Genomic DNA, 13,743 nt, shown 5'->3' with positions numbered 1-13,743 from the left:
GTAGCGGTCCTGCACGTCCTTCTCGAAGGCGAGGATCACTTCCGTCAGGTCGATGACCGCTCCGTCCAGTCGCCCTCGCAACCAGCAGGTTCGTCCGCCGGATGTAGAGCAGAGACCACATCGTGGAGCCGGCGTGCCGGTGTCCGGGCAGCCGCTGAACGATCAGCAGGTCAGGTTGGCTTGTTCGGCCGGCAAAGCATCCTGTCCACCCTCGGCGATCTTCACGGCGAGGGCGGACAGGATCATCTTGGTCAGGGTTTCCAGCATGATCACGGCGTTCGCAACCTCTAGGAACGGCGGCGTGGGGCCACCTTGAGCCACACGTCCGCGCTCGCGGTGCCGCGTACGGCGTGCAGGTCCCAACACCCCGGCCGGTCGAAGCGGTAACCCGCCCCCCATTCTTCGCCCGGGCGGTGGTACGAGCTGCCGCCGTGCGCCTCGGGACCCCACGCGAGCTTCCGGGAACGGCCGTCCGGGCCGATCGCCGACAGCTGTAGATCGCCGGTCCCGGTCATCCTCCAGACGATCTTCGCCTCATCGCCCGCGCGGATCAGCGGTGACCGGGGGCGCACCATTATCAGTCCCCACAGCCCTGCGCCGTGGCCCGTACCGCGCACCTCGGGGCCGCCGCCGCTGACCGGCGGCAGAGTTCCGATCGGTGAGGGCGGCGCGCAACCGGGCCGGCCGTCCGGTCCGGTCGCGCCGGCGGCGGCCGGGACGCTCGGAACCACGGGCGCGCCGCCGCGGGCCGATGCCGAGTCGCCGGAGGCCGGGATGTGGCCGCCCCCGCATCCGGCCAGGCACAGCGCCAGCCCGATCGATGGCAGGGCGGCGAACCGCCCGTATCCGCGTCTCATCCGACGGGCAGGGTCGGGGCCATGACCGGGTTCTCGTCTCGGTGCGGCGCACGTACGCGGACGACGCCGGGTCGCTCGGCGTAGACCTCGACGATCCGTCCGGAACGGGCACCGGTCGGCGCCGTCACGAGCGGGACGCCGGCGGGCGTACGCGTCAACCGGCCGGTCGCGAAGGGAAACCTCGGTGAGCGCCGGTGCGTCTGTTTCAGTGACAGCGAAGGGAGCGGCATGTTGCAGGAGCTCGTCGTCGCCGGTGGGAGCGCGGTCGTGGGAGCCATGGCCACCGAGTCATGGACGGCCGCCCGCGAGGGGGTCATGCGGATCTTCCGGCACCGCGGGGAAAAGGAGCCGGCCGCGGTCGAGGCACAGCTCGACCGTAACGCCGCCCTGGTGACGGAATCGGCGGACGCGGAGCGCGTACGGCAGGGCCTCACCGGGCTCTGGACCCTGGAGTTCGAACGGCTGCTGGACGAGCATCCCGAAGCCGCCGACGAGCTCCGCGCGCTGATCGAGCGGATCGGTGCGCGGGGCGGGGTTCGGATCCAGACCAACATCGCACGAGACCACGGTAGCGTCTTCGCCTCGCTCGGCGGCAATGTGATCAACCACCAGGCGCCGGTCCACGGCTCCCGTGAAGAGAGCCGTGGCACCGAGGGGTGATGGGGGCCGACCGCCAGACCGTCATCGTCGAGAGCGGTTTCGGGTACGGCGTCATCGGGGCCGACCTCCACGTCTTTCCGGACCGGGGGCCGGTCTATCTCCTCGCCGCCCATCGCCCGCCGCCGGCGCCCGACCGGTCCTGGCTGCTGGAGCAGCCGAGCCGCATGCTGAACGCCCGGTTCCAGGTCGTCGGCTACCGGGGCCGGACCAGGGAGCGGGACGACCTCGCGCACTGGCGTGACAACGGCCCGCGGCTGTCGGCCGTCTGGCTGCACGGTCCCGGCGGCCAGGGCAAGACGCGGCTGGCCGCCGAGTTCGCGGCCGAGAGCGCCGCGGCGGGATGGAAGGTCGTCACCGCGGTCCACGGCGGGGTCATGCGTCCGGGGGGCGCTGAGGATCTGCGCGCCGATGGCGCGGAGGGCGTCCTGCTCATCGTCGACTACGCCGACCGCTGGCCGCTGTCCCACCTGACGTGGCTGTTCAGCAACGCCCTGCTGCACGGGCCGCGCCCCGCGCGGCTGGTGCTGCTCGCGCGTTCGGCCGTCCCCTGGCCCGCGGTCCGGGCGGCCCTGGAAGGCCACTCGGCGGGCACCCGTGACCTCGCGCTGACCGCGCCGGCGACCGTCGGAGAGCGGAAGGCCATGTTCGGTACGGCGCGGGACTGCTTCGCGGCCGTGTACGGGATCGAGTGCCCGGACATCGCACCGCCGGACGGCCTGGAGCTGCCCGAGTTCGGGCTCGTCCTCGCCCTGCACATGGCGGCGCTCGTCGCGGTCGACACCCACGCGCAGGGCGTACGGTCGCCCGCCGAAATGGACGGGATCACCGGCTACCTGCTGGGCCGCGAGCGCAACCACTGGACACGCCTCTGGGAGAACCGCCTGGAAGGAGCGGACCACCGGACACCACCGGGCGTCATGAGCCGGGCGGTCTTCGCCGCCGCGCTGAGCGGCGCCGTCCGCCACGAAGACGGCGTCGCGACCCTCGACCGGGTCGGCGTCGAAGCACCGGCGCGCGTGCTCGCCGACCACGGCGTCTGCTACCCGCCGCAGAGCCCCGGCGACGTCCTCGAACCGCTCTACCCCGACCGGCTGGCCGAGGACTTCGTCGCGTTGAGCCTGCCGGGCCATCCCGTCACCGGAAGTCCGGCCGACTCCTGGGCGCCCGAGGCCGCACGGGAGCTCGGCTCCCGTTCTCCGGACGGCCGTGTGCCGATCCGGTCGCTGGTCTTTCTCGCCTCCGCCGCGGCACCGGACCGGTGGCCGCACGTCGCCCCGTTCGTCGCGCGCCTCGTCCTGGCCGATCCGTCCCTGGCGGTCGCGGCCGGAAGCCCCGTGCTCGGCCTTCTCGCCGAGCTTGACATCGACGTCGAAGTGCTGGAGCGGGTCGCGGCCGAACTCCCCGCACACGGGGATGTCAACGTGGACGTCGGCGCCGCCGCGCTCATCGAACGCCTGACGCCTTCGCGGGTCGAAGCCGGCCGTGATCCGGCCGTCCGGTCCGGGCACTACCAGGAGCTCGCGTTCCGGCTGTCGCGTGCCGGGCGGGCGGGGGAGGCCACCGACGCCGCCGAACGCGCCGTGGAGTGCGCTCGCTCGGCCGACGACTCCTCGCTCGCCATCGCGCTGGTCTATCTCAGCGAGTACGCCGACCACGCCGAGCGCGGCCCGCGCAGCCGTACCGCGGCGAAGGAGGCCACGCGGCTCTTCCGCGACCTGGCGGCCGCGGCCCCCGCCGACTACGAGGTCGGTCTCGCCCTGTCGCTCAGCAACCAGGCGCTGAGCGAGTCGCGGGTGGTCCTGACCGCGGAGGCGCTGGCCGATGCCGAGCAGGCCGTCCGGATCTTCGCACGCCTGGCGCAGAAGGACCCCGCCGCGTACTCCTCCGGCTTCGCCATGGCGATCACCAGCCTCGCGGGCTTCTACCAGCGCGTGCTCCAACCGGCCAAGAGTCTGCGCGGCGCGGAGAAGGCCGTCGGGCTCCTCCGCGAGCGGCTCGCCGCGGGTCCGGCCGCGCCGGCATCCGGTCTCGCCCGGTCGCTCGCGGCCGACGAATCGAACCTGGTCTGGAGCCTGATCGTCCTGGCGGAGAGCCGTTGGGGGGCACGCCGCAAGGAGCAGTCGATCGAGGCGCTCGAGGAGGCGCTGGAGATCTCCCGGAGGCTGGCCGAGACCGTTCCCGAGGCGTATGAGACCGATCTGGCGCGGGTCGCGCAGCGGCTCGCGCTCTACCTGTGGAACCTCGGCCGATTCCGCGACGCGTTCGCCGTCGCGCAGGAGGCGGTCGCGATGTTCACGAAGCTGGCGGCCGCCGTTCCTGGACGGCACGAGGAGGAACTCGCGGCGGCGTCCTGCGTCTACGTACGGGCGGGCGTGGACGGCCGGTGCGATCTCACCGGCCCGCGGCAGGCGGCCGAGCGGGCCCTGGAGATCTACCAGCGGCTCAATCTGAGGCGTCCGGGGACGCACCGCAAGAACGTCGAGTCGGCCCGTGACCTGGTCTTCGAGGTCCGGGAGGCGGCTCGGGGATTCCCGCCCGAGCGGCGGCGAAGCTGGACCAACGAAGCTCACTGGTCGACGCTGATCAACCAGGACGAGGAGTGGCAGGACGCCTCCGACCGGCGGCTCCGCATCGCGGAGATGGACCCGAGGTACTGCGCCAACGTCCGCGCGTTCATCCTCCGGCAGGCCGACGATCTCCTGGCGAAGGTCCTGAGCGCGTTCGCCGTCACACCGGAGGCCCTCGGTCTGCGGGAAGGGGACACCGCGCGCTCATGGCTGGAGAGCCGTCCGCTCCTCATCGCGCTGGCGGACAGGGCGGCGCTCACGCGGAGGAGCGGCGCCCGCCGCGCAGGACCGGCGGAGGCCGAAGGCGCCCGGCCCACGGACGGGACTTCGCGGCGGGCCTAAGATCGGCGGCATGAGCGTGTCGCTGCCGCTGCGGGACCGGAAGATCGACATCGTCTTCGCGGTGCTGTTCTCGGTCTTCACGGTGACGTCACTGATCAGCGATCTGCTGCCGACCGTGGGCGTGGACTTCTCGCGGCCGACCGGCAACTTCTTCGTCGATTCCAACTACTGGTACGCCCATGACGCCGACCCGCTGTTCATGCACCCGCCCGACTGGATGCGGATCGTCACCGGCCTCTCGGCGTTCGTCTACATGCCGTTCTACGTGGTCCTCGTGTTCGCCCTGGTGACCGGGAAGAACTGGATCCAGCTGCCGGCGGTGGTGTACGCCACGATGATCGTCACGCTGACCGGGATCGTCGTGTTCGGCGTCGAGTTCTTCGGCGACCCGGCCATGCGCACCGGCGATCCGGCGAAGTTCCTCGCGTTCAACCTGCCCTACGTCCTGGTGCCGCTCCTGCTGCTGATCCGGATGCGCGCGCCGATGCCGTTCAGGCGTCGTTTTTAGCTTCCGGCGCCGGCTCCGCGGCAGCGGGCACCGCTCATGGAGTAGCTGTTCAGGTCGCATAGCATCCAGGAATTCGGTCGTGGCCGCCGGGCGGGGGCGTACCGGAGACGGAGGGATGCGCCATGCCTTTGACGGTTCGCCAGCTCGCCGCGCGCGCCGACCTGCGGCTGCGGGTGGTGGCCGGGGAGGCGGGCCTGGACCGCGCGATCAGCTGGGTCCACTCCAGCGAGGTCGGCGATCCCACGCCCTGGCTGGAGGCCGGCGCCTTCCTGCTCACCACCGCCACGGGCCACCGTGAGCCGGGGCGGCTCGCCGACCTCGCCCGCAGGCTCGTCGCGATCGACGCCGCCGGTATCGGGTTGGCGGTCGGAGTGGCCTTCGACGAGGTGCCGGCGGAGCTGCGGGAGGCCGCGGACGCCGCGTCGATCTGCGTGGTCGAGGTCCCGTACGAGACGCCGTTCGTCGCGATCTCGCAGGCCGTCGCCGGCCGGATCGCCGAGGAGCGGCAGGCCACGCTCCAGCGTGCCCTGCGCGCCCACCACCTGCTGACGCGGGCCGCGCTGGAGCAGGGGGCGGTACGCGGGGTGCCGTCCGTACTGGCGCGGACGCTCGGCGGGTGGGCCGCGATCATCGGCCGGGACGGCCGTCCCCTGTCGGTTTCACCGCCGGCCGCGGCGGCCGAGGCGGAGGCACGCGTGCCCGAGGTGCGTCGCGCACTGGGACGGGGGATCCGCTCGCTGGCCTCCTCGGAGCCGTCGGGCCAGCTGGTCGGGCAGGCGCTCGGGGTGCGCGGCGCCGAGCACGGGCACCTCGTCGTGTACCGGGACCACGCTCTGGAGGGGCCCGAGCAGGCGGTCGTGGCGGCGGCGGCCTCCCTGGTCACCTATGAGCTGGAGCACGCCCGGATCTCGGCGGCCCGCGCGTCGCGCGTGGACGAGCCGATCCTGCGCGAGCTGCTGCGCGACGGCCTCGACGCCGGCGCGGCGGCACGCCACGTCCGCTCGTGGGGGCTCGACCCGGCCGACCTCGCCGTCCTGGCGGTCGTCCCCGCCCCGGGCGCGGCCGACGGCCTGCTGGAGCGGGTCCGCGCCGAGCTGGGCGCCGCGGGGGCCCGCGCGGTGGCCACCACCGACGCGCGGCGACGGGTGCTGGTGCTCGCCTCCGACGCCGACACCGCGTGCGCCGCCCTGGCCGACGCCACGCTGCCGGGATGGGTCGGGGTCGGTGCGCCCGCGACCGCCGGTGCGCTGGCGCCGTCGCGCCGGCAGGCCGAGCAGGCGGCGCACATCGGGTCCCAGGAAGACCGGCGGATCGCGCGCATCGAGGACTTCGACGGCATGTCGCTGCTGCTGGCACCGGGCGGCGACGTCGGCGCCGACGTCCTCGTACGCCGCCTGCTGCACCCCCTCCTGGAGGTCGAGCGGGACCGGGGGATCCCGCTGATCGAGTCCCTGCGGGAGTTCCTGGATCACAACGGGTCGTGGGGTGAGGCGTCGGCGGCGCTGGGCGTGCACCGCCACACTCTGCGAGCCCGGATGGACACCGTGGAGGGTGTGCTGGGCCGCAGTCTCGACTCGTCCTACCTGCGCCTCGAGCTCTCCCTGGCGCTACGGGCTCACTCGCTCGCCACCGACTCCAGCTGAACCGCCCGGCCCATCCCCAGGTCCCGCGGGGACGAGGCGGGCACGAACGCGCCGACGGCCAGGAAGACCACCAGGCTCGCGAGCCCGCCGTACATCACCGGCTCGTTGGCGTACAGGCCGTCGACCACCATGAACGCGACACAGCCCGCGGCTCCCGCGATCATCGATGCGAGGGCCGCGGTACGGGAGGCCCGCGGCCAGAACAGCGCGCCCATCGCCGGTACGAACAGTGCGGCGGCCAGGAGGTCGGCGGCGACCGTGACCGTGCCGACGACGCTGCCGGAGGCGAACGAGACCAGGAGCGCGACCACACAGACCGCGGTGAGCGCGACCCGGTTGGCGCGCACCGACGCGGCCCGGTCGCCGCGCAGCGGGCGGTACACGTCGTTGGTCAGTACGGTCGACGCCCCGATCAGCAGGCCGCTCGCGCACGACATCGTCGCCGCCAGAGCCGCGGCGATGACCAGCCCGAAGACGCCTACCGGGAGCACCTCGCGGGAGAGCTCGGCGTACGCGTTGTCGGGGTTGGCCAGCGCCGGGAGGATCACCCGCGCGGCGGTGCCGATCAGCGCGCCGGCCAGGCCGTACAGCGCGCAGTAGACGCCGGAGGCGATGCTGCCGTAGAAGGCGACCTTCTCGCTCCGCGCGGTGAAGAGCCGCTGCCAGTTGCCCTGGTCGATCATGAAGCCGAAGAAGAAGAGCAGGAAGTAGGCCAGGATCGTGCCGACCCCGATGCCGACCGGCGAGAAGAACGAGTGGGGGAGCCGGGCCTGCATGTGGCCGAAGCCGCCCGCCCGGTGGACCGACAGCGGCAGCAGGATCAGGAAGATGCCGACCGTCTTGATCACGAACTGGATGACGTCGGTGAGGGTGATCGACCACATGCCGCCGGCGACGCTGTAGAGCGTGATCACCGCCCAGCCGGCCAGCGCCGCCACCGTCGGGGACAGGCCGAAGACGACGTTGAGCACCGTGCCGATGGCCACGATCTGGCTCACGCCGACCATGAGCGAGTAGAACACGACGATCACCGACGCGACGTGGCGCGCGGAGATCCCGAACCGCCGCCCGATCAGGTCCGGGACCGTGTAGATGCCGTTGCGCAGCAGCTTCTTCGACAGCAGCAGCCCGATCGCGGTGATGCCGCACGCCAGCGCCAGCACCAGGGCCATGCCGGAGACCCCGTACTGGTAGCCCAGGCTCACGCCGCCGACGGTGGAGGCGCCGCCCAGCACGACCGTGCTCATCGCGCTCGTGTACATGAACGGGCCGAGGCGGCGGCCGGCCACGGTGAAGTCCTCGGCGTCGCGGCTGCGGCGCATGCCCGCGTACCCGGCGCCGAGCATGACCACGAAATACAGGACGATGACCAGCTTGTCCGTCATGGGGACCTCTCAGAGACAGTACGCGACGTTATCCGGCGAGCCGGCCATGGATGACGTGGTGGGCGATCAGGTAGGCGGCGAGGTTGGCGGTCTGGTCCCGTACGTCGGTGAGGGGGTTGACCTCGGTCAGCACCAGGGCGTCCGCGTACGGGGCGAGCGACTGCACCGCCTCCAGCGCCTGGTGGGAGGTGAGCCCGCCCGGCTCGTGCGCTCCGGCGCCCGGCGCGTGCGCCGGGTCGATGGTGTCGATGTCGAACGCCAGCAGCACCCGGTCGGCCCCGGACACGTGCTCCACCACATCCGCGGCCACCGCCGCGGCGCCCCGCCGGTGCACCTCGGCCGCGGGGATGTTGCGCAGCCCGCGGCTCTCGCGGAACCGCAGCGAGGAGGGGAAGTTGAAGTGCCGCGAGCCGACCTGGACCGACCGGGCCACCTCGACGTTGGGCAACTCGCAGGAGCGCCGCATGCCCGAGGAGTGGCTGTACCGGCCCTGGTGCTCGTTCTCGTCGAGCAGGTCGAGGTGCGCGTCGAAGTGGACGATCGCCACCGTCCCGTCCGTCGCCTCGGCCAGGCCGCGCGCCGCCGGGTACAGCAGCGAGTCGTCGCCGCCCAGCAGGATGGGGGACCGGCCCGCGCGTACGGAGCCGGCGACCGCCTCGGCGGCCGACGCCAGGGTCGCCTCCAGGTCATGGCCGATCACGTGGACGTCGCCCCGGTCCTCCAGCAGGTCGTCCGGGAACGGGTGGACGGTCGCGTGGTCGAGGCAGTACACCTCGCCGTTCTCCCGGCGCTGCAGGATCCACTCCATCGCCTGCCGGACGCGCGCCGGCGCGTACCTGCTTCCCGGCCAGCCGAGCGTCGAGCCGCCGTCGAACGGGGCGCCGAGCAGGTCGTATCGGCGAGGGGGGCGTGCGGCGGGCAGAGACATCGGGGGCTCCTGGCGGACCGGTCGGCGGCGTATTCGACGGATTCCGACACTGTCGAGCACGATGCGTCGCTCCGCACCGGCCCGGATGTCCAGTGGGCGGCCGCCCGGCTGGACACGTCGTCCAGCCGGGCGGTGTCCCCTTGCCCAGCGGAAGGCTTCGGGAAAATGCGGATTTTCAGGAGAATTCCCGTACGTGATATTAACTGCGGGGAGAGTCTTTATCGGGGGATTTATCGGCTCGGCCGACGCCAGGAGCCGCAGGCGCATCTATGCAGGTGAGAGTGGTTATGATTCAGTCTGGAAAGCGTTCATAACAGACACTTAGCATTACGAATTGATCACGCGTTGGGTGGCGCCGGTGTCGCCGGTCGGTATCTGGATACCACTTGGTCGTGGCCCCGTGATCGGGGTTATCAGGAGTCACGATTTAGGGGGAAATCAGTGCTCAAGAAGCTCACCGCAACAGGGATCCTGGCAGGGGCGGCCACGGGCGTCATCCTGCTCGGCGGTCCCGCTCACGCGGACCGTCTTGCTGCCAGCCCGAACGCCGTCTCGTACCCGGCAGCCTGCTACGTCACCACGCCTGGCTACGTCCCGCCGGCCTGGTGCTCCACCTACCTGCCGGCGCCGGTACAGGTCTACCCGCCCACCACGTACTACCCGCCCGTCACGTACGTGCCCAGCTACGGCTGGGGCCGGTGGCACCACGGCGGGTGGCACCACTGGCACCGCTGAGACGGCGCGCCCGGAAACTGACCGGCTTCCGGCGTGACACCCGTGGCCCGTCCGCGTCATCGCGGGCGGGCCACGGCCGTGCTTCCACGTCCCTGGCGGTGCCCCTACGCCCCTGACCGTCCCCTTGCGTCCCCGGTCGTGCCCCGCGTCCCCGGTCGTGCCTCCGCGGCCCTGGGTCGTTCTCCTGTGTCCCCGGCCGTTCCGCCGCGCCTGCGGGCGTCCGTCTCGGTTGCCATTCGGAGTTTCCTCCGCTTAGGGTGGTCGGTGCGGAGGAGTCTCCGGTTACCGGCGGCGCAAGGGCAGGTCGCGCCGTCCAGAACAGGACCATCAATGACCACCAACACCCTGTCCGCACCGGTCATGGCGAGGACAGACATACCCGACGGCATGACGGGAACGAGCGACGGAACGTTCCCAAGAGACGGCGCTCCGCCCCAGGAGAGTGAATGACTTCCACCAAGTCCACAGCGATCTCGCTCCGTGTCAACGGAGAGACGCACTCCCTCACGGTCGACAACCGCACCACCCTGCTCGACGCCCTGCGGGAGCGGCTCGACCTCATCGGTACCAAGAAGGGCTGCGACCAGGGCCAGTGCGGCGCCTGCACGGTGCTGCTCGACGGCCGGCGGGTCAACTCCTGCCTGCAGCTCGCGGTCGCCGCCGAGGGGCGCGAGGTGACCACGGTCGAAGGCGTGGCCGACGGAGAGCGGCTGCACCCGGTCCAGCAGGCCTTCCTCGACCTCGACGGCTACCAGTGCGGCTACTGCACGTCCGGCCAGATCTGCTCGGCGGTCGCGGTGATCGAGGAGCTCGCCCGGGAGTGGCCGAGCGCCGCCACCGAGGACGTACGGCGGCCTCCGGAGGTCAGCGAGGAGGAGATCCGCGAACGCATGAGCGGCAACCTCTGCCGCTGCGGCGCGTACGTCAACATCGTCCGCGCCGTGACCCAGGCGGCGAAGAACGAGCAGGTGACCGCATGAGGGAATTCGACTACCGGCGCGCCGCCGACGCGCACGAGGCGGTCGCGCTGCTGTCCGGCGAGCCCGAGGCGCGTTTCCTCGGCGGCGGCACCAACCTCGTCGACCTGATGAAGACCGGCGTGGAGAACCCCGCGCTGCTGGTCGACGTGCGCGGCCTCCCGCTGGACCGGGTCGAGGTCGCCGACGACGGCGCGCTGACCATCGGCGCGACGATGACCAACAGCGACCTCGCCGCCCACCCCGAGGTCAGGCACCGCTACCCGGCGCTCGCCGAGGCTCTCCTCGCCGGCGCGTCCGGGCAGCTGCGCAACATGGCCACGGTCGGCGGCAACCTGCTCCAGCGCACCCGCTGCGGCTACTTCACCGACCTCAGCCGGCCCTGCAACAAGCGCGAGCCCGGCAGCGGCTGCTCGGCGCTGGACGGCGAGCACCACAACCACGCCATCCTCGGCTGGTCCGAGCACTGCGTGGCCACGAACCCCTCGGACATGGCCGTCGCGCTCGCCGCCTTCGACGCCGTCGTCCGCGTCCTCACGGCGGAGGGGTCCGCCGAGATCCCGCTCGCGGAGTTCTACCTGCCGGTCGGCGACACTCCGCACCGCGAGACCGCGCTGCCGGACGGCGCGCTGATCACCGGCGTGACCCTGCCGGCCGCCACGGTGGCCGCCCGGTCCCGCTACCGCAAGGTGCGCGAACGCGCCTCCTACGCCTTCGCCAACGGCTCGATCGCCGCCGCCCTGCACGTCGAGGACGGCACCGTACGCGACGTGCGCATCGCCTTCGGCGCGGTCGCGTCCCGGCCCTGGCGCGCGCGGGAGGCCGAGCGGGCCCTCATCGGCGGCCCGGCCACTCCGGAGGCGTTCGCCGCCGCGGCCGACGCCGAGCTGGCCGCCGCCCGGCCCCTGGCGCACAACGGGTACAAGGTGCCGCTCATCCGGAATCTCGTCGTCTCGACGCTCACCGAGCTTCAGGAGGCCGCTCGATGACCACCCCCGCCGCGCCGCCCCGCACCTCCGCGACCGGTACGCCGCACACCCGGCGGGAGGGCCGCGCGAAGGTGACCGGGGAGGCCCGTTACGCCGCGGACATCCCGTTCGCCGAGCTCGCCCACGGGTGGCTCGTGACCTCGACCGTCGCCCGCGGCCGGATCCGCTCCATCGACACCGACGCCGTGCTCGCGATGCCGGGCGTGCTCGCCGTCCTGCACCACGGCAACGCCCTGCGCCTGACGCCCGGCGCGGGCGTCATGGGCCCCGACGCGAACCTCCAGCTCCTGCAGGACGACCGCGTGCCGCACGTCGGCTGGCCGGTCGCCCTCGTGGTCGCCGAGACCCAGGAGCAGGCCAGGGAGGGCGCCGACGCCCTCGTCATCACCTACGACGAGGAACCGCACGACACCGCCTTCCGGGCCGACCATCCCGGCCTGCGCCCGACGACGCCGAGCCCTCTCGCCATGCCGGACGTCGACCAGGGCGACCCCGACGCCGAACTGGCGGCCTCGGCCGTCGTGGTGGACCGGGAGTACACCACGCCCGAGGAGTTCCACAACGCGATGGAGCCCCACGCGGCGATGGCGCGCTGGGAGAACGGCCGCCTGGAGGTGGTCGACTCCAACCAGGGTTCCTACGCGGTCGCCCAGGTCCTGGCCAAGCTGTTCTCCCTCGACGCCGACAAGGTGCGGGTGCGGTCCGAGCACGTCGGCGGCGGCTTCGGCTCCAAGGGCCTGCGGCTCCCGCACGCCGTGCTCGCGGCGATGGCCACCACCGTGCTCAACCGGCCGGTCCGGGTGGTGCTCACCCGCCGGCAGATGTTCTCGCTGGTCGGGCACAGGCCCGCGACCGCGCAGCGCGTACGGCTCGGCGCGGACGCGGACGGGCGCCTGCGGGTGCTCGAGCACGAGACGGCCTCGGCCACCTCGACCGTGCACGAGTACGCCGAGCAGTCCACGCGACACAGCAGGATCCTGTACGCCGCGGACGCGTTCCGCCTGCGCACCAGGGTGGTTCCGCTCGACGTGCCGACGCCGTCGTTCATGCGCGCGCCCGGCTGGACCACCGGGTCCTTCGCCGTCGAGTCGGCGATGGACGAGCTGGCGGCCGAGGCCGGCGTGGATCCGATCGCGCTCCGCATCCGCAACGAACCCGAGGTCGGCCCGGTCTCCGGGCTGCCGTTCAGCAGCCGCAACCTGGTCGGCTGCCTGGAGGAGGGGGCGCGCCGCTTCGGGTGGGCGGACCGCGACCCGCGTCCGGGCGTCCGCCGGGACGGGCGCTGGCTCCTCGGTACCGGAGTGGCGTCCTCCGCCCACTCGGCCGGGGTCGGGGCGTCGACGGCGGCCATCACCGCCGAGGCGGACGGCACGTTCACCGTACGCGTCACCGCCGCCGACATCGGCACCGGCGCCCGTACGGCGCTCAGCCAGATCGCCGCCGACGCCCTGGACGTGTCACCGGAGTCGGTACGGATACGGATCGCGGACAGCGACTTCGGCCCCGCCTGGCTCGCCGGCGGCTCGATGGGCACCGCGTCGTGGGCCTGGGCGATCACCGAGGCGGCGGTCGCGCTGCGCAAGAAGCTGGCCGACGTGATCGACGTCCCGCCGGAGGGGATCACGGCCGGCGCCGACACCACGGAGCTGCTCGGCGCCCGTGAGCAGCGGGAGAGCCACGGGTACGGCGCCCAGTTCGCCGAGGTCGCGGTGGACCCGCTCAGCGGCGAGGTCCGCGTGCGCCGCATGCTCGGAATCTTCGCGGTGGGCCGGGTGATCAACCCGCTGACCGCGCGCAGCCAGCTCGTCGGCGGCATGACGTGGGGGCTGTCGATGGCACTGCACGAGGAGGGCGCGCGCGACGACGTCTCCGGCGGCCTGGCCAACGGCGACCTCGCGGGCTACCACGTGGCGGCCAACGCCGACGTTCCCGTCATCGAGGCCGACTGGGTCGAGGACCACGACACCTACAACCCTTCGGGGATCAAGGGCCTCGGCGAGATCGGCATCGTCGGCGGCGCGGCCGCCATCGCCAACGCCGTCTGGCACGCGACCGGCGTACGCCACCGGCACCTGCCGATCAGCCTCGACCGGGTGCTGAACGGCGGCCGGCGGTAACGTTCGCCCGGACGACGGAGGTGGCGGTGCCCTGG

General features: G+C 72.6%; 12 protein-coding genes. 8 read left to right on the top strand and 4 right to left on the bottom strand.

Going from position 1 to position 13,743, the window contains the following annotated elements; all coding sequences use genetic code 11:
- Positions 1-287: 287 nt before the first annotated feature.
- Together ABEA10_RS22140 and ABEA10_RS22135 are read right to left on the bottom strand one after the other, a co-directional pair.
- A complete protein-coding gene (locus ABEA10_RS22140) occupies positions 288-857 on the bottom strand; it encodes a hypothetical protein (RefSeq protein WP_345466770.1) in 570 nt (189 codons plus the stop codon).
- On the bottom strand, positions 854-1,087 hold the full coding sequence (locus tag ABEA10_RS22135) for a hypothetical protein (protein ID WP_345466768.1): 234 nt from the start codon (positions 1,085-1,087) through the stop codon (positions 854-856). Before ABEA10_RS22135 ends, ABEA10_RS22140 begins: the two co-directional genes overlap by 4 nt.
- On the opposite strand from ABEA10_RS22135, the gene ABEA10_RS22130 reads away from it, so the two are divergent.
- From ABEA10_RS22130 to ABEA10_RS22115, 4 genes are all read left to right on the top strand, one after another.
- On the top strand, positions 1,086-1,517 hold the full coding sequence (locus ABEA10_RS22130) for a hypothetical protein (RefSeq protein ID WP_345466766.1): 432 nt from the start codon (positions 1,086-1,088) through the stop codon (positions 1,515-1,517). The two genes, ABEA10_RS22135 and ABEA10_RS22130, sit on opposite strands and share 2 nt — an antisense overlap.
- The gene (locus tag ABEA10_RS22125; protein WP_345466764.1) at positions 1,517-4,426 is read left to right on the top strand and encodes a tetratricopeptide repeat protein; all 2,910 of its coding nucleotides are present in this window, start codon (positions 1,517-1,519) and stop codon (positions 4,424-4,426) included. Before ABEA10_RS22130 ends, ABEA10_RS22125 begins: the two co-directional genes overlap by 1 nt.
- A 10-nt stretch (positions 4,427-4,436) precedes the next feature.
- On the top strand, positions 4,437-4,934 hold the full coding sequence (locus ABEA10_RS22120; protein WP_329256331.1) for an EXPERA domain-containing protein: 498 nt from the start codon (positions 4,437-4,439) through the stop codon (positions 4,932-4,934).
- Between the two features lie 122 nt (positions 4,935-5,056).
- Complete coding sequence (locus ABEA10_RS22115) at positions 5,057-6,577, top strand: PucR family transcriptional regulator (RefSeq protein WP_345466761.1); 1,521 nt, start codon at positions 5,057-5,059, stop codon at positions 6,575-6,577.
- Here ABEA10_RS22115 and ABEA10_RS22110 read toward each other — a convergent pair.
- Together ABEA10_RS22110 and ABEA10_RS22105 are read right to left on the bottom strand one after the other, a co-directional pair.
- Positions 6,550-7,962 carry a sodium:solute symporter family protein gene (locus tag ABEA10_RS22110; protein WP_345466759.1) on the bottom strand — a complete coding sequence of 471 codons (1,413 nt, stop codon included), beginning with the start codon at positions 7,960-7,962 and terminating at the stop codon, positions 6,550-6,552. The genes ABEA10_RS22115 and ABEA10_RS22110 overlap by 28 nt on opposite strands.
- A gap of 28 nt (positions 7,963-7,990) precedes the next feature.
- A complete protein-coding gene (locus ABEA10_RS22105) occupies positions 7,991-8,890 on the bottom strand; it encodes an arginase family protein (protein ID WP_345466757.1) in 900 nt (299 codons plus the stop codon).
- Between the two features lie 441 nt (positions 8,891-9,331).
- On the opposite strand from ABEA10_RS22105, the gene ABEA10_RS22100 reads away from it, so the two are divergent.
- From ABEA10_RS22100 to ABEA10_RS22085, 4 genes are all read left to right on the top strand, one after another.
- The gene (locus ABEA10_RS22100; RefSeq protein WP_345466754.1) at positions 9,332-9,625 is read left to right on the top strand and encodes a hypothetical protein; all 294 of its coding nucleotides are present in this window, start codon (positions 9,332-9,334) and stop codon (positions 9,623-9,625) included.
- Between the two features lie 446 nt (positions 9,626-10,071).
- The gene (locus ABEA10_RS22095; protein WP_329256357.1) at positions 10,072-10,605 is read left to right on the top strand and encodes a (2Fe-2S)-binding protein; all 534 of its coding nucleotides are present in this window, start codon (positions 10,072-10,074) and stop codon (positions 10,603-10,605) included.
- Complete coding sequence (locus tag ABEA10_RS22090; protein WP_345466749.1) at positions 10,602-11,591, top strand: FAD binding domain-containing protein; 990 nt, start codon at positions 10,602-10,604, stop codon at positions 11,589-11,591. The genes ABEA10_RS22095 and ABEA10_RS22090 overlap by 4 nt, the downstream gene beginning before the upstream one ends.
- The gene (locus tag ABEA10_RS22085; RefSeq protein WP_345466746.1) at positions 11,588-13,708 is read left to right on the top strand and encodes a xanthine dehydrogenase family protein molybdopterin-binding subunit; all 2,121 of its coding nucleotides are present in this window, start codon (positions 11,588-11,590) and stop codon (positions 13,706-13,708) included. Before ABEA10_RS22090 ends, ABEA10_RS22085 begins: the two co-directional genes overlap by 4 nt.
- Positions 13,709-13,743: the final 35 nt, after the last annotated feature.

Origin of the sequence: Actinoallomurus oryzae (assembly GCF_039541955.1) — a bacterium.
GTDB classification, from domain to species: domain Bacteria; phylum Actinomycetota; class Actinomycetes; order Streptosporangiales; family Streptosporangiaceae; genus Actinoallomurus; species Actinoallomurus oryzae.
The sequence above is the reverse complement of the archived record's forward strand: the minus strand, read 5'-3'. Positions and strand labels throughout refer to the sequence as shown.